Source organism: Endozoicomonas sp. ALB032 (assembly GCF_049310125.1).
Classification (GTDB): Bacteria; Pseudomonadota; Gammaproteobacteria; order Pseudomonadales; family Endozoicomonadaceae; genus Endozoicomonas_A.
In genome coordinates this window covers 95,109-114,042 of the sequence record NZ_JBLYNW010000001.1, presented here as the reverse complement: position 1 = coordinate 114,042, position 18,934 = coordinate 95,109, and the positions used below count along the sequence as shown (strand labels likewise).

The 18,934-nt window shown below is 49.3% G+C and carries 13 protein-coding genes, 1 tRNA gene and 3 rRNA genes; 9 read left to right on the top strand and 8 right to left on the bottom strand.

Annotated features, from left to right (window positions below; translation table 11 throughout):
- Positions 1-407 precede the first annotated feature (407 nt).
- The 6 genes from dacB to ACO6VG_RS00410 all read left to right on the top strand — a co-directional run bounded on the left by dacB (position 408) and on the right by ACO6VG_RS00410 (position 9,893).
- Entirely contained in the window at positions 408-1,814 is a 1,407-nt protein-coding gene (gene dacB / locus ACO6VG_RS00435) for a D-alanyl-D-alanine carboxypeptidase/D-alanyl-D-alanine endopeptidase (RefSeq protein ID WP_422135078.1), read from the top strand.
- 606 nt (positions 1,815-2,420) lie between these two features.
- Positions 2,421-3,977 (top strand): 16S ribosomal RNA (locus ACO6VG_RS00430).
- A 345-nt stretch (positions 3,978-4,322) separates the two neighbouring features.
- Positions 4,323-7,789, top strand: a 23S ribosomal RNA gene (locus ACO6VG_RS00425).
- Positions 7,790-7,998: 209 nt separating this feature from the next.
- Positions 7,999-8,114, top strand: a 5S ribosomal RNA gene (gene rrf, locus ACO6VG_RS00420).
- Together the 16S, 23S and 5S rRNA genes form the textbook arrangement of a ribosomal RNA operon.
- A 584-nt stretch (positions 8,115-8,698) precedes the next feature.
- Positions 8,699-8,774, top strand: a tRNA-His gene (locus ACO6VG_RS00415).
- A gap of 405 nt (positions 8,775-9,179) precedes the next feature.
- The gene (locus ACO6VG_RS00410) at positions 9,180-9,893 is read left to right on the top strand and encodes a glycerophosphoryl diester phosphodiesterase (protein ID WP_422135077.1); all 714 of its coding nucleotides are present in this window, start codon (positions 9,180-9,182) and stop codon (positions 9,891-9,893) included.
- A gap of 36 nt (positions 9,894-9,929) precedes the next feature.
- Here ACO6VG_RS00410 and yjgA read toward each other — a convergent pair whose 3' ends face one another.
- Positions 9,930-10,457 (bottom strand): ribosome biogenesis factor YjgA, encoded by a 528-nt coding sequence (gene yjgA, locus ACO6VG_RS00405; protein WP_422135076.1) that lies wholly within the window; start codon positions 10,455-10,457, stop codon positions 9,930-9,932.
- Between the two features lie 207 nt (positions 10,458-10,664).
- On the opposite strand from yjgA, the gene pmbA reads away from it, so the two are divergent.
- The 3 genes from pmbA to ACO6VG_RS00390 are packed head-to-tail and all read left to right on the top strand — an operon-like array spanning position 10,665 to position 12,561.
- On the top strand, positions 10,665-12,020 hold the full coding sequence (gene pmbA, locus ACO6VG_RS00400; RefSeq protein ID WP_422137142.1) for a metalloprotease PmbA: 1,356 nt from the start codon (positions 10,665-10,667) through the stop codon (positions 12,018-12,020).
- A 48-nt stretch (positions 12,021-12,068) separates the two neighbouring features.
- Positions 12,069-12,311, top strand: coding sequence for an AAA family ATPase (locus tag ACO6VG_RS00395; RefSeq protein WP_422135075.1), 243 nt, complete (start codon positions 12,069-12,071; stop codon positions 12,309-12,311).
- A complete protein-coding gene (locus tag ACO6VG_RS00390; RefSeq protein ID WP_422138760.1) occupies positions 12,304-12,561 on the top strand; it encodes a hypothetical protein in 258 nt (85 codons plus the stop codon). The genes ACO6VG_RS00395 and ACO6VG_RS00390 overlap by 8 nt, the downstream gene beginning before the upstream one ends.
- Positions 12,562-12,635: 74 nt before the next feature.
- Here ACO6VG_RS00390 and mgtE read toward each other — a convergent pair whose 3' ends face one another.
- The 7 genes from mgtE to lptB all read right to left on the bottom strand — a co-directional run bounded on the left by mgtE (position 12,636) and on the right by lptB (position 18,862).
- Positions 12,636-13,994, bottom strand: coding sequence for a magnesium transporter (gene mgtE / locus ACO6VG_RS00385; protein WP_422137141.1), 1,359 nt, complete (start codon positions 13,992-13,994; stop codon positions 12,636-12,638).
- 188 nt (positions 13,995-14,182) lie between these two features.
- Positions 14,183-14,452: an HPr family phosphocarrier protein gene (locus tag ACO6VG_RS00380; RefSeq protein WP_422135073.1), complete on the bottom strand. Its 270-nt coding sequence runs from the start codon at positions 14,450-14,452 to the stop codon at positions 14,183-14,185.
- Positions 14,452-15,309 carry an RNase adapter RapZ gene (gene rapZ, locus ACO6VG_RS00375; RefSeq protein ID WP_422135072.1) on the bottom strand — a complete coding sequence of 286 codons (858 nt, stop codon included), beginning with the start codon at positions 15,307-15,309 and terminating at the stop codon, positions 14,452-14,454. Before rapZ ends, ACO6VG_RS00380 begins: the two co-directional genes overlap by 1 nt.
- 265 nt (positions 15,310-15,574) lie before the next feature.
- A complete protein-coding gene (locus ACO6VG_RS00370) occupies positions 15,575-16,027 on the bottom strand; it encodes a PTS sugar transporter subunit IIA (RefSeq protein ID WP_422412987.1) in 453 nt (150 codons plus the stop codon).
- A 14-nt stretch (positions 16,028-16,041) separates the two neighbouring features.
- Positions 16,042-16,353: a ribosome hibernation-promoting factor, HPF/YfiA family gene (gene hpf / locus ACO6VG_RS00365; protein WP_422135070.1), complete on the bottom strand. Its 312-nt coding sequence runs from the start codon at positions 16,351-16,353 to the stop codon at positions 16,042-16,044.
- 170 nt (positions 16,354-16,523) lie between these two features.
- Positions 16,524-17,879, bottom strand: coding sequence for an RNA polymerase factor sigma-54 (locus tag ACO6VG_RS00360; protein ID WP_422472189.1), 1,356 nt, complete (start codon positions 17,877-17,879; stop codon positions 16,524-16,526).
- A 257-nt stretch (positions 17,880-18,136) separates the two neighbouring features.
- A complete protein-coding gene (gene lptB, locus ACO6VG_RS00355) occupies positions 18,137-18,862 on the bottom strand; it encodes an LPS export ABC transporter ATP-binding protein (RefSeq protein WP_422135068.1) in 726 nt (241 codons plus the stop codon).
- Positions 18,863-18,934 lie beyond the last annotated feature (72 nt).

Genomic DNA, 18,934 nt, shown 5'->3' with positions numbered 1-18,934 from the left:
TACGTCGCAGAGCACCATAGGATCAATCATAAGCCGCTCTGCTTTGATGGATTCTTAACCTGCCGGAAAAACCATTAGCCGGTAGGCTGCCAGGTCATCAGTCTCTTTGGATAACCCGTACGGATAGCATAATGCTTTTTTTATCTAACTGTCATGAATTCTGTTGCCAATTGAGGTTGGAGGATAAAAGCGGCTTTTTTAGCGGTTATTTGTTACAAGAACTTGCTTCTAATTTTCTGAGTAATAGCGTTAACTTAAATGATGAGATGTTCAGTGTCGATCGTTGAAGTGACATTGAGTAAAAGTGTGGGATTGCTTCAGAACAAAATGTAGTACGTAAGTTTTATATCGTTTGTGTATGCATCTTTGCGAAGGTCCTCTGAGGTTGCCAGGAAATTGAGGTCATCATGTTGAGATTTCTGTCATGCCTGCTAACAGTTTTTTTTATTTTTTCATTTCACAGTGCTCAGGCTTCACCGCAGCTGGTTAAAGAGTTGCAGAAACTGGTAGGGGGGTTACCACCGGGTAGTGTTCACTCCATTCAGGTCAAAGACCCTGCCAGTGGCCGGGTTGTTTTTGAACAGGGGGCTCATCACAATCTGGTGCCTGCCAGCGTTCTGAAAGTAGTGACGGCCACACTGGCTTATGAGGTTCTGGGCGATAAATTTCAATACACTACCCAGCTCGTAACCCGCGACCGACCTATCCGAAAAGGTATTGTTAATGGGCCCGTAGCTCTTGTGTTCAGTGGTGATCCCTCTTTGAGACGGAAACATCTGGATGAGCTTGTTGGCCAGCTGAAAAAGCGGGGGGTCAAGTCTATTCATGGAGACCTCTGGCTGGATGGAGCTGTCTTTACAGGCTATGACCGCGCTGGTGGCGTCAGCTGGGATGATCTGAACATCTGTTTTGCAGCACCGGCAGCCGCCATGATTCTGGACCGGAACTGTTTCTACGGCTGGCTGAAACCAGGCAAAAAAGAAGGTTCCAGAACGTCCATCCAATACGATCAGCCAGACTGGTTTCTGGCCATTGATAATCAGGTACGCACCCATTCTGAAGAAAATTGCCGTCTTGAAGTTCGCCCCTCAAGGGATAAGGAGTACCGTCTACAGGGCTGTATCAGCCCCAAATCATCGCCTGTTCGCCTCGCTTTTTCTGTGAACAATGTAGAGAGAACGGTTAAGCGGTATGTGAAAGATCGGCTGCAAAAAAAGGGTGTCGAATTAAAAGGCAGAGTCATTGTGGGTCGTCCCGGGATGGATTTGCCTTTTGTTCTGGCAGAACATAGATCCGAGTTTTTACCGCAGCTACTCAAACCGGTGTTAAAGAATTCTGACAACCTTTACTCTGACAGCATTCTGAAAACAGTAGGTTACGAAACCTCTGGCAAGCCGGGATCTTATGCCTCAGGTATTGAAACAGCGCGGGAAGTTCTGGGAGGCAAAGGCGTTGGTTTTCGAACCAGCAGGTTGGTAGACGGTTCCGGGCTTTCCCGATACAACTTTATCAGTGCGTCGACCCTGGTTGATGTGCTGATGTTTGGTTGGTCACGATGGGGGGAAAAAAGTCCTTGGCTGAGCGCTCGTGATCGTAAGGAAATGTGGTTCAAAACCGGTTATATGAGTGGCGTCAGCAGTGTGGCTGGTTATGTATTCCAGCCTGATGGAAAGCCCTTGGTGTTTGCTGTGATCCTTAATGGTCTGATGCCTCCTCTACCAGCCAGTCGTGAACAAATGAAAGCTTTTCGCAAAGACATCAGAGTTTTCCGTCGTTCATTTCTAAAAGCTTTGTCCAAGGAAGGAAAGGTCTGAATCATGCTTCCCCCCCCCCCTTTCGAAGTGGCTTCCATTATCCATGAGTGAGTCATTGTTGTCTGCGGTAGGTGTTTGCCGTTGTTGCTATCTTTGATCCCGCAATTATAATGCGCCTCCACTGAATGGTGCATGGCTCTTAACGGGCACGTAACGATCCATTGCAACAACGTTTAAAACGGTGATTGACAATTGTATCGAACAGCGTAGAATGCACCGCCGCTGAGACAGAAACGCAACGCTCACTGAGTGAACGAATGCGGTCCCGGCAAGTTGAAAAGTGGCTTGAAAAACAGGTGCTTGACAACAACCAGCGCCAAGGTAAGATGAGCGCCTCGCTGAACAGCGCTGACCGCTGGTTCAGCCGGTTAAAACCTTCTTGTTTTAATCCAGTTCTTTAACAAATTATCAGACAATTCGTGTGGGCGCTTGTGTGAATAGCATCGGTCAACAGAGCTTTGCTCTGAAATGATTTAAATGCTGATCAAGCAAGCGAACATACCCTTAAATTCTATGAGAATTTATCTTCTCATAAAGAGTTTCATGTACGTTTAATTGCAAATGATTGAGCAGCGGACTGTTTTCGGACAGGAAGCAAAACGATTTAAACTGAAGAGTTTGATCATGGCTCAGATTGAACGCTGGCGGCAGGCCTAACACATGCAAGTCGGGCGGTAACATTTCCAGCTTGCTGGAAGATGACGAGCGGCGGACGGGTGCGTAACACGTAGGAATCTGCCCGGTAGTGGGGGATAGCCCGGAGAAATCCGGATTAATACCGCATACGTCCTACTCTTTTTCGGAAGAGGGGGGAAAGCAGGGGACTCTTCGGAACCTTGCGCTATCGGATGAGCCTGCGTCGGATTAGCTGGTTGGTGGGGTAAAGGCCTACCAAGGCGACGATCCGTAGCTGGTCTGAGAGGATGATCAGCCACACTGGGACTGAGACACGGCCCAGACTCCTACGGGAGGCAGCAGTGGGGAATATTGCACAATGGGCGCAAGCCTGATGCAGCCATGCCGCGTGTGTGAAGAAGGCTCTAGGGTTGTAAAGCACTTTCAGCGAGGAGGAAAGGGTGTAGGTTAATACCCTGCATCTGTGACGTTACTCGCAGAAGAAGCACCGGCTAACTCCGTGCCAGCAGCCGCGGTAATACGGAGGGTGCGAGCGTTAATCGGAATTACTGGGCGTAAAGCGTGCGTAGGCGGCTTGTTAAGTTGGATGTGAAAGCCCCGGGCTCAACCTGGGAACGGCACCCAAAACTGGCAAGCTAGAGTGCGGAAGAGGAGTGTGGAATTTCCTGTGTAGCGGTGAAATGCGTAGATATAGGAAGGAACACCAGTGGCGAAGGCGACACTCTGGTCTGACACTGACGCTGAGGTACGAAAGCGTGGGGAGCAAACAGGATTAGATACCCTGGTAGTCCACGCCGTAAACGATGTCTACTAGTCGTCGGGGATCTTGCATTTCTGGTGACGCAGCTAACGCGATAAGTAGACCGCCTGGGGAGTACGGCCGCAAGGTTAAAACTCAAATGAATTGACGGGGGCCCGCACAAGCGGTGGAGCATGTGGTTTAATTCGAAGCAACGCGAAGAACCTTACCTGGCCTTGACATCCTGCGAACCTTTTAGAGATAGAGGGGTGCCTTCGGGAACGCAGTGACAGGTGCTGCATGGCTGTCGTCAGCTCGTGTCGTGAGATGTTGGGTTAAGTCCCGCAACGAGCGCAACCCTTATCCTCAGTTACCAGCACTTCGGGTGGGCACTCTGGGGAGACTGCCGGTGACAAACCGGAGGAAGGTGGGGACGACGTCAAGTCATCATGGCCCTTACGGCCAGGGCTACACACGTGCTACAATGGTGCATACAGACGGTTGCCAAGCCGCGAGGTGGAGCTAATCTGAGAAAGTGCATCGTAGTCCGGATTGGAGTCTGCAACTCGACTCCATGAAGTCGGAATCGCTAGTAATCGTGAATCAGAATGTCACGGTGAATACGTTCCCGGGCCTTGTACACACCGCCCGTCACACCATGGGAGTGGGTTGCTCCAGAAGTAGCTAGCTTAACCTTCGGGAGAGCGGTTACCACGGAGTGATTCATGACTGGGGTGAAGTCGTAACAAGGTAGCCCTAGGGGAACCTGGGGCTGGATCACCTCCTTAAACGAAGACCGACCTTCCATAAGCGTTCACACGAATTGTTTGATTATCAGTTGACAGTGGTCAGTGACCAGTTGTCAGTTGTTAGTTTTGTTCTTTAACAATGTGGAATCCAAACTTAAATTAAGCTGAGTTGATTTAAAAGACTTTGGTCTTTTAATGAAATTCTTGCTGAGACACTCTCAAGTGTAGGGCGTATCAGTGGCCGGTTGTCAGTTGACAGTTTCCGGTTACTGAAGATCGTTAAAGGTAGTTATTGCCTATAACCATCAGTTGCCACGAATCGACTGACCACTGGTCACCGACAACTGACAACTGAGATCTCGAAGAGATCGTTTTGGGTTATATGGTCAAGTGACTAAGCGTACACGGTGGATGCCTTGGCAGTCAGAGGCGATGAAGGACGTGGTAATCTGCGAAAAGTCTTGGGGAGCCGATAAACAGGCGTTGATCCAGGAATGTCCGAATGGGGAAACCCACTCACACAAGTGAGTATCCTTTACCTGAATACATAGGGTTTAGGAGGCGAACCCGGGGAACTGAAACATCTAAGTACCCGGAGGAAAAGAAATCAACCGAGATTCCCCCAGTAGCGGCGAGCGAACGGGGAGTAGCCCTTAAGCAATTTTTGGTTTAGCGGAACACTCTGGAAAGTGTGGCCATAGTGGGTGATAGCCCCGTACGCGAAAAGCCAGTTATTGTGAAATCGAGTAGGACGGCACACGTGAAATGTTGTCTGAACATGGGGGGACCATCCTCCAAGGCTAAATACTCCTGACTGACCGATAGTGAACCAGTACCGTGAGGGAAAGGCGAAAAGAACCCCGTTGAGGGGAGTGAAATAGAACCTGAAACCGTGTACGTACAAGCAGTGGGAGTCAGTGGTCAGTTGTCAGTTGTCAGTTGCCAGTAGGCAAGCGACAGCAGATGACTGATTACCAGGTCGTCAAGTTGGAAAATACGGGCAGATTTGCAGAGGTGTTGAAATTGACGCTGAACAAAACTGACCACCGACAACTGACAACTGGCCACTGATGACTGCGTACCTTTTGTATAATGGGTCAGCGACTTATTTTCTGTGGCAAGGTTAACCGTATAGGGAAGCCGTAGCGAAAGCGAGTCTTAACAGGGCGTCCAGTCGCAGTGAATAGACCCGAAACCGGGCGATCTATCCATGAGCAGGTTGAAGATCAGGTAACACTGATTGGAGGACCGAACCCACTGTCGTTGAAAAGCCAGGGGATGACTTGTGGATAGGAGTGAAAGGCTAATCAAGCCCGGAGATAGCTGGTTCTCCTCGAAAGCTATTTAGGTAGCGCCTCGTGTCTCACCATCGGGGGTAGAGCACTGTTTGGGCTAGGGGGCCATCCCGGCTTACCAACCCCATGCAAACTCCGAATACCGATGAGTGCAATCACGGGAGACACACGGCGGGTGCTAACGTCCGTCGTGGAAAGGGAAACAACCCAGACCGTCAGCTAAGGTCCCAAAGTAATAGTTAAGTGGGAAACGATGTGAGAAGGCCCAGACAGCCAGGAGGTTGGCTTAGAAGCAGCCACCCTTTAAAGAAAGCGTAATAGCTCACTGGTCGAGTCGGCTCGCGCGGAAGATGTAACGGGGCTCAAACTATTCACCGAAGCTACGGGGTTCAGTTGTCAGTTTACAGTTGTCAGTTGGCAGTATGAGAAGTAAGTATGCAGCGATTTGAAGATTTAGAAGTATTTCAATGGGCCTATAAGCTTTCTTTGAAAGTTCACAAGCTCTCGCTGGAATTTCCGAGAATTGAACAAATGCATGAACTTGCTGATCAGATGCGCAGAGCCAGTAAAGGAATCTGTGCAAATATTGCTGAAGGACATGGGAAACTGATCATCTCAAAAGCAGAGTTTCGAAGGTTCATATTGATGGCTATCGGATCATCTGACGAAATGAGAGTTTGGTTAAGGTACTGCCTTGATCTCAATTACATTGACGATCAGCAATGGCAAGACCTCAAAACCGAATACAACCAAGTCAGTAAGATGTTGGTTAGTTTGCACAAGAGTTTTAAATAACTCAGTTCAAACTGACAACCGACAACTGCAAACTGACAACTGAACCGGTAGAGGAGCGTTCTGTAAGCCGTAGAAGGTTCACCGGAAGGTGGGCTGGAGGTATCAGAAGTGCGAATGCTGACATGAGTAACGATAAAGGGAGTGAGAGGCTCCCTCGCCGGAAGACCAAGGGTTCCTGCGCAACGCTAATCGGCGCAGGGTGAGTCGGCCCCTAAGGTGAGGTCGAAAGACGTAATCGATGGGAAACAGGTTAATATTCCTGTACCCCTTTTGACTGCGATGGAGTGACGGAGAAGGCTAGGCCAGCAGGGCGATGGTTGTCCCTGTTTAAGGTCGTAGGCTGTGGACTCAGGCAAATCCGGGTTCACAAAGCCGAGAACTGATGACGAACCCACCAAGGTGGGGAAGTGGTTGATGCCAGGCTTCCAGGAAAACCTTCTAAGCATCAGGTCAAAAGGGACCGTACCCGAAACCGACACAGGTGGTCAGGTAGAGAATACCAAGGCGCTTGAGAGAACCTGGGTGAAGGAACTAGGCAAAATGGCACCGTAACTTCGGGAGAAGGTGCGCCGGCTTTGGTGATCGGGCTTGCCCCGTAAGCTGAGGCTGGTCGAAGATACCAGGTGGCTGCGACTGTTTATTAAAAACACAGCACTGTGCTAACACGTAAGTGGACGTATACGGTGTGACGCCTGCCCGGTGCTCGAAGGTTAATTGATGGGGTTATCTTCGGAGAAGCTCTTGATCGAAGCCCGAGTAAACGGCGGCCGTAACTATAACGGTCCTAAGGTAGCGAAATTCCTTGTCGGGTAAGTTCCGACCTGCACGAATGGCGTAACGATGGCCACGCTGTCTCCACCCAGGACTCAGTGAAATTGAAATCGCTGTTAAGATGCAGTGTATCCGCGGCTAGACGGAAAGACCCCGTGAACCTTTACTACAGCTTCACAGTGGATCTTGATGTTGCTTGTGTAGGATAGGTGGGAGGCTTTGAAGTGTGGACGCCAGTCTGCATGGAGCCAACCTTGAAATACCACCCTGGCAATATTGAGGTTCTAACCCAGGTCCTTTAGCAGGATCGGGGACATTGTGTGGTGGGTAGTTTGACTGGGGCGGTCTCCTCCCAAAGAGTAACGGAGGAGCACGAAGGTTGGCTAAGCACGGTCGGACATCGTGCGGTTAGTGTAATGGTACAAGCCAGCTTGACTGCGAGAGGTACATCTCGAGCAGGTACGAAAGTAGGTCATAGTGATCCGGTGGTTCTGAATGGAAGGGCCATCGCTCAACGGATAAAAGGTACTCCGGGGATAACAGGCTGATACCGCCCAAGAGTTCACATCGACGGCGGTGTTTGGCACCTCGATGTCGGCTCATCACATCCTGGGGCTGAAGCCGGTCCCAAGGGTATGGCTGTTCGCCATTTAAAGTGGTACGCGAGCTGGGTTTAGAACGTCGTGAGACAGTTCGGTCCCTATCTGCCGTGGACGTTGGAAGTTTGAGAAGAGCTGCTCCTAGTACGAGAGGACCGGAGTGGACGAACCACTGGTGTTCGGGTTGTGTCGCCAGACGCATTGCCCGGTAGCTAAGTTCGGACGGGATAACCGCTGAAAGCATCTAAGCGGGAAGCCCCCTTCAAGATGAGACTTCCCTGGCCGTAAGGCCCATAAGAGACGTTAAAGACTATGACGTTGATAGGCGGGGTGTGTAAGCGTTGTGAGGCGTTGAGCTAACCCGTACTAATGACTCGAGAGGCTTGACCATATAACGCCAAAGCGATTTGCGCAGCGAAGCTGCCAGCAAAAGCTGGAAGCTGGAAGCTTGAAGCCGTACACAGTGAACGAGAGTGTTGAGCAAGAATAGACACACAGCTTAAAAGATATTTGGATTCCAGAGCCTTGGTTTTCGAGAAACAGCTTCAAGCCTCCAGCTTAAAGCTTCCAGCTCGAGAGCCAACGGCTCGACCAGTTTTGCCTGGTGACCATAGAGTGTTGGAACCACCCGATCCCATCCCGAACTCGGAAGTGAAACGACACATCGCCGATGGTAGTGTGGGGCTTCCCCATGTGAGAGTAGGTCATCGCCAGGCATTGAATAAAGCAAAACCCCGGTTGAGAGATTGACCGGGGTTTTTGTTTTGTGGGCAAAGGAATGTGGCAGAACAGAAGTGAAACGACACATGCCTGGGCGGCCCCACCTCGGCGGCCCCACCTGGGCGGCCCCACCTCGGCGGCCCCACCGATGGTAGTGTGGGGCTTCCTCATGTGAGAGTAAGTCACTGTCAGGCATTGAATAAAAAAAAGCCCAAGATCGAATTCGTTGGGCTTTTTTTATTCAGTGATTTGCGACCTTATACCCATCACAGAGAAAAGTCGCACTGGCATCGGCGATAAATAAGCGCTAAATCCCCCTAATCGACATCGTCAAAAACTCCGGTTAATGTTTTGCTTTTAACTGGGGTTTGATTATGACGGTAGAAAAAAGCGCCTGAATGAAAGGTCTCTCGTAGCGGTGCTTACAAGGGCAACATGTATCCGGAATATTTCAAGCCGACAGAACAAAAAGATTTCGGTTTTTACCAGAAGTGCTATTTTTTGCTTGCAAGGAACTCGGCTTTCCTTATAATCAGCCGCGTCTTCAGGGATGGCATTTCTTCCTCGAAGCAACGAAGTGGTGGGCGTAGCTCAGTTGGTAGAGCCCCGGATTGTGATTCCGGTGGTCGTGGGTTCGAACCCCATCGTCCACCCCACTTTTAAAAAAGGCCTGACTATCAAGTCAGGCCTTTTTTTTGAACTTAGCACTCATTATTTTCTAATACTTCTGCTGATCTTCACTCAGCTCAAGATAAATCCTGTATTTTCTGTCATAGTCTTCTGCAAGCGATGTGTCAGGAGATAGCGTTTCTTTTCGCTTCATTCAAGCCTTCAGCATAGGAAAGATGACTGCTTGGCAGGTGGTCAATCAATGCTCCCGACACTGATCGAACAACAACGTTGTGTTAAAAGCCTTCAAGGGCTGAAGGCATAAGATGTCATCAGAGGGCTGCATTATTGTGTCAGAAGTCTGCCAGAGCTTTAGTGTCTGGGGTTTTTTTGCCGCAAAAACAAGCATAATAGTAGACGAGTAATTCAGCGGGCTTTGAAGAGATAAGCAGATGATTATGGACTCAGTGATCGGGCATCGAGGTGCAGCTGCTCTGGCTCCGGAGAATACTCTGGCTGGTATTCGGAAGGCGGCCGATTTGAGGCTGAAATGGATAGAGCTCGATGTGACACTGCTGGGAGATGGCTCAGCAGTGATGTTTCATGACCCAACAATGAGCAGGACTTCTTCAGGAAATGGGCATTTGAGGGGAAAGAATCTGGCTCAGGTCGCTACTCTGGATGCCGGACGCTGGTTCTCGGAGGCGTTCGCCGGTGAAAAGGTGCCAACACTTCTTGAAACACTGGCTTTGATCAAGAAACTGAAGCTGAGCCTGAATCTTGAGTTGAAGCCCAATCGCTGCGATTTAAAGCTTTTGGTTGAGGAGGTGGTTGCAGCCATAGAAGCAGCTGATTTCCCCGAGGATCAACTGTTGGTATCGAGCTTTAATCATAAACTGCTGGTTCTGTATCGGGCAAAAGCTGGCAGCAGGATTGGTTGTCTTTTCGAGTCGCTGCCTCGAAACTGGAAATACAAAGCCAGACAGGTTGGTGCCAAAACGATTCATCTGAATGGCAAAAAACTCAAAGAGAAAAACGCGCATGACATCAAAGCGGCAGGTTATGAGCTGTATTGCTATACCGTTAACGACAAGGATATGGCTGATCGATTAAGAGCCTGGGGTGTTGATGGCGTCTTTTCGGATAATCCTGCTTTAATCGCTTGACAGAGTGCCGGGCAGGCACTCGGTTGCGAATGAAGATTAGTGCTCTTCGTCTACTTCTCTCAAGTATTTGAATAGTTTTCTGAAAGCTGCGGGAGGTTTGTCCTGTACGGCTTCCTTTTGAGCGTTACGTACCAGTTGTCGTATGTGTTGATGATCGGCTTCAGGGTATTTGTCGAGGTATTCGGTGAGCACCTCATGCCCCTCGTTTATCAACCGGTCACGCCAGCGCTCCAATTGATGAAAGCGACGGCTGTATTCCTCACTGGTGGAATCCAGGCTGTCGAGATATTTCTGGATGGGTTCCAGCTCCTGGTCTCGCATTAATTTGCCTATGAAGCCCAAGTGCCGTTTGCGGGCATTATTGCTTTTAATTCGCTTGCTCTCATCCAGCGCTTCCCTGAGGCGTTCATTCAGGGGCAGCTTGTCCAACATGGCTGGCTTCATATCCATCAGGCGGGCACCCATGGCCTTGAGCTCGTCCATATCGCGTTTGAGCTCGGATTTGCTGACGTAAATGATTTCTTCAGCGTCGTCTTCAAATGGGGAGAGGTCTTGATCTGACATGGTTCAGGTCTACTTAGAGAGATGCAGGCATTTTACTCCAGTTACGGATATTCAGCTATGAGTGTAGAAGGAAGGCTGCCAGACTTGTTTTGGGCCAATGGTGATAGTGCTTATGGTGAATGGTTTGTTTTTCTTTCGCTATGGGCATTTGTGGCTGGGCACGGCACAATAGGACTTACACGTATAATTCTGAAAGGCAGGAATTTCATGGGTGATAAAACCAACGCTGTACTGGATCCCCGCTCTGAAGAGGATCGCCTGAAGACCCTGGTCAGGGATATTCTGGCTGAAGCCCGACGTCAGGGCACAGATGCCTGTGAAGTCGGTGTCAGTCTCGATGCAGGTCTTTCGGTGGGCGTCAGAATGGGTGATGTTGAAACAGTGGAGTTTAACCGTGATCAGGGTTTCGGTATCACCGTTTATCAGGGGAAGAAAAAAGGATCAGCCAGTACTTCAGACAGTACACCTGAAGCCATCAGGGAGACGGTGAAGGCAGCTTGTGATATTGCTGGATATGCTTCGGAAGATCCCTGTGCCGGTCTTGCCGATGCAGAGTTAATGGCGACTGAACTGCCAGAGCTGGACCTTTATCACCCTTGGGGTGTTGGTGCAGAAGAGGCTATAGAGCTGGCTTTGAAGTGTGAGGAAGCTGGCAGATCGTTTAGTAGTAAAATCAAGAATTCTGACGGTGCCAATGTCGGTACTCATCAAGGCTGTCGTGTATATGGGAACAGTCACGGCTTTGTAGGCAGCTATATTTCCAGTCGTCATAGTCTGAGTTGTATATTGATTGGTGAAAAAGCCGGTGAAATGCAGAGAGATTATTGGTACACCGTCGCCCGTGATGGTAATGATCTTGAGTCTGCTGCGGATGTCGGTCGCAAGGCAGCGGAAAGAACGGTGGCCCGGCTGGGTGCCAGTAAAGTCCCTACGGGTCAGGTGCCCGTGCTGTTTGCAGCAGAAGTGGCTTCAGGCCTTGTGTCACACTTGTTGGAGAGTATCAGTGGTGGCAGCCTTTATCGTCGGGCTTCATTTCTGCTGGATCATCTGGGTAAGCAGATATTTCCTGACTGGGTGCGCATCCATGAGCAGCCATACCTGAAAAAAGCACTGGGTTCGGCCAGTTTTGATAATGACGGTTTGGCTACCCGGGCCAAGGATTTTATCTCTGATGGCGTTCTGGCCAGCTATCTCCTGAGTACTTATTCTGCCCGTAAGCTGGGCATGAAGAGTACGGCTAATGCCGGGGGTGTCAATAACCTGTTCCTTGACTGCAATGCAGGCGGCAGGGAAGAGTTATTGAAACAGATGGGAACGGGCTTGCTGGTGACCGAGTTGATGGGGCAGGGTGTGAATATTGTCACAGGTGATTACTCAAGAGGTGCGGGTGGCTATTGGGTTGAAAATGGCGAAATACAGCATCCTGTCTCTGAAGTGACTATCGCTGGAAACCTGAAAGATATGTTTATGAATATGGTGGCTGCAGGGAGTGATTATGATCGCAGAGGGAGTATTCAGACCGGTTCGATTCTGATCAGTGAGATGACTCTGGCGGGTGAGTGATAAGGGTTCAGCCTGTTATCTATTTGGCTGAGTATAAAAGCAGGTTAAATGAATGATAATCACATTTTTAAAGGTTTGAGATATATCCGGAACGAAAGAGGTCAACCTCATCTGGAAGCACAATATGAACATCATCGTCCAAATGCAGGGTGGCAATCAGAAGAGCACTTTTCTGATGGAACGTTGAGATTGTTGGGTATTCTTTGGAGTTTGATGGAAGGTATGGGGGTTCTGCTATTGGAAGAGCCAGAATTATCACTCCATAGTGCAGCAAACTCCCCTGATGATTGATCGAATTCAAAGAAAGACAAAAACAAGGAGAAGGCAAATCATCATAAGTACCCACAGTGAAGCAATACTGAATAATGAGGGTATTGATCCAAATAGTGTGATCATTTTGGAGCCCGGCAGAGAGGGTAGCCAGATCCGAACAGTCAGCAAAGCTGAAAATAAAGCACTGGAAGCGGGTTTGATAGTGAGTCAAGTGATACTGCCAAAAAACCGACCTGCAAATGTCCAGCAGCCAGGGTTTTGGGGATGACACCGCTGTATGTCGCTACTGAGGATCAGTTAAAGCTGTTTCAATGATAAAGAGTTAGCAGACAGACTGCAGTGTCAGCCATAAAACAAGGCCGCCAGTCCCAGAAAGGATAGGAATCCAACAACATCGGACACTGTCGTTAGTATTATGGTGCCAGCTAATGCGGGATCTATGTTCATGGATTTGAGAACAACGGGCAGGCTGGCACCGACAATAACGGCAGTGCTGAGATTGATGATCATAGCACAGGCGATCACCAGAGAAATGACCGGGTCATGAAACCATAAGTAGGCAATCAGGGAAACCAGAGCAGCCCAGAGTATGCCATTGAGAAACCCTGCCATTAATTCACGACTGAGCAGCCATCGAAGGTTGGTCCGACTGATCTGGCCCAGTGCCATGCCCCGAATCACCAGGGTCAGAGCCTGTCCGCCAGCATTGCCGCCCATTCCTGCAACAATGGGCATCAGGACAGCCAGGGCAACGACCTTGTCTATGGTAGCCTGAAACATACCTATGACAGAAGCGGCAATAAAGGCTGTTATCAGGTTGATACCCAGCCAGACTGCACGCCGACGGGCTGTCTTCAGTGCGGGAGCAAAGGTGTCTTCATCGTCATCCAGGCCTGCCATGCTCATCATGGAGTGTTCGGCTTCTTCCCGGATAACATCTACCACGTCGTCAATCGTAATGCGGCCTAGAAGCTGACCATGCTCCGAAACTACTGGTGCTGATACCAGATCCTGCCGTTCAAACAATTGCGCAACCTGGCTGTCTTCCATATCGGCAGCGATAGGTTTCAGATCGGTCTGCATTACTTCAAAAACTGTGGCTGAAGGGGATGTGGTCAGGAGAACGGATAAAGGCAATGCCCCAATGTATTCGTCTCTGCGGTTGACGACAAACAGACTGTCTGTCATCTCCGGAATATCCTTGTGACGCCTGAGGTAACGAAGCACAACATCAAGCGTACTGCTGGGTCGGATGGTGATGACATCAGTATTCATCAGTCCACCGGCTGTGTCTTCCGGATAAGAGAGAACGGCTTCTACCCGTTGCCGGTCCTGGCTGTCCATAGAATCCAGCACTTTTCGGGTGATGGCGTCGGGTAGCTGCTGTAGCAAGTCAGCTATGTCATCAACGTCCTGACCTTCGGTAATGACTTTGAGTTCTGCCACATTCATCCTGTCCAGGAAAAACTGCCGGACTTCGTCGCTCAGCTCCTGCAATACGTCGCCTTCCATCTCTCGATCGATCAGGCGCCAGAGAAGGCTGCGAAGTTTGGGAGGGGAAGATTCAAGCAGGTGTGCCGCATCCGGAGCCGGAAGACCATTCAGCATACGCCTGAGTTCAGGAGAAACACCGTGCTCAAGGGCTTCGTTGAGCTCCTGAAATGCCTTGTCTCCGATACTCAGTTGTAGCTGTTGAACCATAGATGCGTATCCGGTTTTTTTGGTAGAAGTGTCTGAGTATCGAACTTCTGTTCTTTTAACCATCAAGTCTGATAGTCAGACTCAGTCATTTCACATGTCATTCTTTGTTAGCTTTGCCGGGCTTTCAATCTCTGGCAAAGCTTTTCGAGAGACCAGTATAAACAGGGATTTAATGATGAAAAGGGTGACTACTCACCCTCTTCAAAAAAATCATTGATCAGATTGCACAGAGCCGAACAGGCCTCTTCTTCATCATGGCCTTCAAATGTCAAATCAAGGACAGAGCCTTTTCCAGCAGCCAGCATCATGACGGCCATGATACTTTTCCCATCCACTTCACGGCCGTTAAAGCTCACCTTCACCTGGCTGGCAAAAGCCGTCGTTGTAGAAACAAATTTGGATGCTGCCCGAGCATGTAAACCAAGTTTATTAATAATGGTGATCTGCTTCTGGATCATTATTTGGAAAGCTCCCGATGTCTGACCTGAACACAGTCAAAACGTTCTTTGAGCCACTCGCCCAGTTTTTCACTAATAAATACGGAACGGTGCTGCCCCCCGGTACATCCGATCGCAATCGTCATATAACTGCGCTGTCCGGATTCGAACCTTGGTAACCATTTTTCCACGAATGTGCTGAGATCTTCAAACATCTCATTCACCATGGGTTCTGATGCCAGAAAATCTTTAACTGGCTGATCCTGACCAGTGAAGGATCTTAAGGCTTCAACCCAGAAAGGATTAGGCAGACAGCGAACATCAAAGACGTAGTCGGCATCAACTGGCATACCGTGCTTGAAGCCAAAGGACTGGATCATCAGGGTCATACTTTTGCTGGTGGAGCCGCAGAGTCGTTGTCTTATCTGTTCTCTGATTTCATGGACAGACAGTGGCGAAGTGTCCAGCCTAATATCAGCTTCTTCAGCCAGTGGGGCCAGCAGTTTCTTTTCCAGATTAATGGCTTCTGTCAGGGAAACCTTGTCATTGCTCAGAGGATGGCGACGGCGTGTCGAACTATAGCGCTTCATCAGGGTGTTGCTGTCTGCGTCGAGAAAGATTACTTGACACTCAACCCCCTGTTTTTTCAACTTTTCCAACAATGTCGGGAAGCGTTCCAGAGAGCCGGGCACATTACGAACATCGAGGCTGACAGCCATACGGTGCGGTTCGACCAGGTTGCTTTTAAGATTGGTTGGCAGATCATTCAGCATGCTGGCAGGAAGGTTGTCTACACAGTAAAAACCCTCATCTTCAAGGGCGTGAAGGGCGGAGCTTTTGCCGGAGCCTGAACGTCCACTGATGATGACCAGCTTCATGGTGTGTCCTTCCCGATTGTTTGACTGTGTAAACAGGTCTCTCACCTGGTTCCGAGTGAGGCAAGTCTATCAAAACCTAATGAGATTAGAACCAGTCGCTTTCTTTTATTTCTAGCATAGTCCGGATATTTCTATTCCATGCAGTTTTGAAGGATAAATAGGCTTTGTAGTGACAAAAGTGAAGAAGAAAGGATTTCTGAGCAAGAAACATTTTGCCTGCTTCTGTTATCAGATCAGCAAGCAAAATATTTTTTATCTACAGTCGTTAAACGGGGGAACAGATGATGCTGTAAAGTGCCTCGGAATTTTCTGCCGCTCGCATCTGACTTAACAATACTTCTGATTGAAAGCGCTCAGCGACAGCCTGCAATATATTGAGATGTTCCTGAGTATTTTCTTCCGGAACAATAAGTGCGAACACCAGATCGACCGGCTGCTTGTCCACAGAGTCAAAATCTATGGGTTCAGACAGTTTGATCAGAAGTCCGGTAGGATGCTGACAAGCACTGGAGCGACAGTGAGGCAGGGCTATGCCTTTGCCCAAACCGGTGGTACCGAGTCGCTCTCTGTTAATCAGCTTGTTAAACAGATCCTTGGTTTTGATAGCGGGAACATGCTCATTGATGATTTCCGCAACAATTTCCAGGATTTTCTTTTTGCTGGCCCCCTGCACATCGCAGAGGGTGCGCCCGGGGGTTAGAATGTTTTCAATAATCATACAACGATCGATGCTTACAGGCGGCCGTTGGCACCCTGTAGCCGGTCAAGCGTTTTCTCTTTGTGTTTTACCAGTTGTCGATCCAGTTTGTCCGACATGTCATCAATGGCAGCGTACATATCTTCAGCCTCAGCGGTTGCATTAATATCCGCCCTACGAACATGTAGAGTCGCTTCCACTTTGTGCTTCAGTTTCTCAACACTCAGAGTGACCTGAACGTTTGTAATCTGATCAAAGTGGGCGGCAAGGCGGTCGAGTTTCTTGGTGACATAATCTTTCAGAGCCTCAGTCACCTCTACATGATGTCCACTGATGTTGACTTGCATGTAACGCTCTCCTGCTGATCCCGATTCTCGACATTGGACTGCCCCCGGGATTGTACGGGCAACCCTGATTGAAAGTCTATCACTGTCAATGACAGTTAGCGCTGTTCTGAGACAAAAAATCTATGGGGCGATTTGTGGTATAAGGGCTTGTTACCTCAATCGCTGAAGGCTCAGATAAGCTGCTTGCGTTCATTCGATGGCGGTATATTCATTGATTCACGATATTTGGCGATGGTTCTCCTGGCCACTTTGATCCCCTGGTCCCCCAGCAAGCCGGCGATTTTGTTATCACTCAGTGGTTTTTTAGGGTTTTCATCGGATACCAGTTTTTTAATCAAGGCTCTGATGGCTGTTGATGAGCACTCTCCACCAGTGGCTGTGCTGACATGGCTGGAGAAAAAGTATTTCAGCTCAAACACGCCTCTTGGAGTGTGCATGTATTTCTGTGTAGTGACCCTGGAAATAGTGGACTCGTGCATATCCACTGCCTGAGCAATGTCTGCCAACACCAGGGGCTTCATGGCCTGCTCACCCTGCTCCAGAAAATCTTTCTGAAATTCAACAATCTTGCCCGCTACTTTCAGTAAGGTTTCGTTACGACTTTGCAGGTTTTTCAGAAACCAGCGGGCTTCCTGCAGCTGATCAACCGCCCAGCGGTCCCTGACTTTGGTGACCGAAATATCGGGGGTGACGTATTCCGTGTCCGCCTGGCCGATTTCTGATCCGGGCCTCGGGTTGAGGCTTTGAACAAGGCTAAGGGCTTCCCTCAGTTGATGTTCTTTGAGACGGGTACGCCGCATGATTTGGGCATAGTCACGACTACCCAGAGCCTGTAGATGATTCTGGATCAGCAGACGTGCTTCTTTCAGGAAGTGGGTTTCTTGTGGCAGTTGATTGAGTTGAACTTCGAGACATTCTTTCAGGTTGGCGCTGGCACAACCCACCGGATCAAAGTGAAGAATCCGTCGTTGCATGACCTGAAGTTCTTCAAACGCCAGTTCCTCTACCTGTTCCTGTAGCGAGAGATAAATTTCTTCCAGGGAGTGAGTGAGGTACCCGTCATTATTGATGGCTTCGATCACAGCCAGGCCCATCAGCCTGTCTCTGTCAGTCATGGGAGTCAGGTTTAACTGCCATTCCAGATAGTCCTGGAGGGACTCATTGGCCCGGGAGCGGGCAAAAGGATCATGTTCCTCATCGGTTGCAGCGGGCAGGCTGGAATAGACATCATCCCATCCGGAGTCAACGGGCAGGTCATTGGGTATGCTGTCAGCCCACTGGGGCTCTTCTGGTTCCGGGGGCTGTTCTGCTTTTTCATTGAAGTCAACAGGCTGTTCCCCTTCATCACCAGATGCAGGTGGTTCTTCAACGGACTCTTCAGACTCCAGCATCGGATTGGATTCAAGAACTTCCTGGATTTCCTGCTGAAGGTCCAGAGTGGAAAGTTGCAGAAGCCTTATGGCCTGCTGCAGCTGAGGTGTCATGGTCAGCTGCTGGCCCATTTTTAGCTGTAAGGATGGCTTCATAGGCAACTGTATACCTTTACTTCGGTGTCTGCACTGAGGGTGCCAGATTTGATGCCATCAGCGCCTGACAGTTATATCTCAGTGTCTGCTCATTATTTTGATTGGGCTACTCTCCATGTCACTGGGATTATAATCACATCTGAAGCTTCGGGAAAGTGATTCATCAAGTCAGCCATGCAACATTCAGAACAAGAGTATGAAAATAAATCAGCTCAACATCTTTGCCCGCTTCTTTCGCGAGACCAGTCAAGAGATGATCAGAGACTGAACTGATGCCCGAGATAAACGTCACGAACCTTTTGATTAGCCAGGACAGTCTGACTATCACCCTCGGCAATAATAGTGCCTTCGCTGACAATGTAGGCCTTCTCGCAGATATCCAGTGTCTCCCGGACATTGTGGTCGGTAATCAGGACTCCGATGTCCCGGGCTTTCAGGTGCGTGATAATGGCCTTGATGTCACCAACAGAAATGGGGTCAACACCGGCAAAGGGTTCATCGAGCAGAATAAATTTTGGGTCAGTGCAAAGAGCTCGGGCAATTTCTACCCTGCGCTTTTCACCACCGGAAAGGCTCATACCCGGATTGTCCCTGATATGATTGATATTAAACTCTTCCAGCAATGACTCCATTTTTGCGATGCGATCTTTCCGGGAAAGGTCGGAACGGGTTTCCAATATCGAGAGCAGGTTATCGGTGACCGTCAATTTCCTGAAAATAGAAACTTCCTGTGGCAGATAACCTACGCCAGCTCTGGCCCGGCCATGCATAGGTTCGTGAGTTAAACTCTGGCCACTAAGGTCAACCTGTCCACCGTCTGCTTTTACGAGACCTACAATCATGTAGAAGCAGGTAGTTTTACCTGCCCCGTTGGGGCCAAGAAGTCCGACAATTTGACCACTGTCGACAGCCAGAGATACATCTTTGACGACCTGTCTGCCTTTGTAGCTTTTACTGAGATGTTCTGCCTTAAGCGTTGCCATCCGGAGTTTGTCTTCCTGTTTAAAAGTTAGCTGTCGTTTTTCTGGCAGCCCTTTCAAGCCTGTTCAGTCGTT

Bases quoted from the DNA above. Each gene is read 5' to 3' on its own strand.
- ACO6VG_RS00380 (WP_422135073.1), bottom strand. From the start codon at position 14,452: ATGATCCAGAAGCAGATCACCATTATTAATAAACTTGGTTTACATGCT.
- ACO6VG_RS00360 (WP_422472189.1), bottom strand. From the start codon at position 17,879: ATGAAGCCATCCTTACAGCTAAAAATGGGCCAGCAGCTGACCATGACA.
- lptB (WP_422135068.1), bottom strand. From the start codon at position 18,862: ATGGCAACGCTTAAGGCAGAACATCTCAGTAAAAGCTACAAAGGCAGA.
- ACO6VG_RS00370 (WP_422412987.1), bottom strand. From the start codon at position 16,027: ATGATTATTGAAAACATTCTAACCCCCGGGCGCACCCTCTGCGATGTG.
- hpf (WP_422135070.1), bottom strand. From the start codon at position 16,353: ATGCAAGTCAACATCAGTGGACATCATGTAGAGGTGACTGAGGCTCTG.
- pmbA (WP_422137142.1), top strand. From the start codon at position 10,665: ATGGGTGATAAAACCAACGCTGTACTGGATCCCCGCTCTGAAGAGGAT.
- ACO6VG_RS00410 (WP_422135077.1), top strand. From the start codon at position 9,180: ATGATTATGGACTCAGTGATCGGGCATCGAGGTGCAGCTGCTCTGGCT.
- dacB (WP_422135078.1), top strand. From the start codon at position 408: ATGTTGAGATTTCTGTCATGCCTGCTAACAGTTTTTTTTATTTTTTCA.
- ACO6VG_RS00390 (WP_422138760.1), top strand. From the start codon at position 12,304: ATGATTGATCGAATTCAAAGAAAGACAAAAACAAGGAGAAGGCAAATC.
- ACO6VG_RS00395 (WP_422135075.1), top strand. From the start codon at position 12,069: ATGAATGATAATCACATTTTTAAAGGTTTGAGATATATCCGGAACGAA.
- yjgA (WP_422135076.1), bottom strand. From the start codon at position 10,457: ATGTCAGATCAAGACCTCTCCCCATTTGAAGACGACGCTGAAGAAATC.
- rapZ (WP_422135072.1), bottom strand. From the start codon at position 15,309: ATGAAGCTGGTCATCATCAGTGGACGTTCAGGCTCCGGCAAAAGCTCC.
- mgtE (WP_422137141.1), bottom strand. From the start codon at position 13,994: ATGGTTCAACAGCTACAACTGAGTATCGGAGACAAGGCATTTCAGGAG.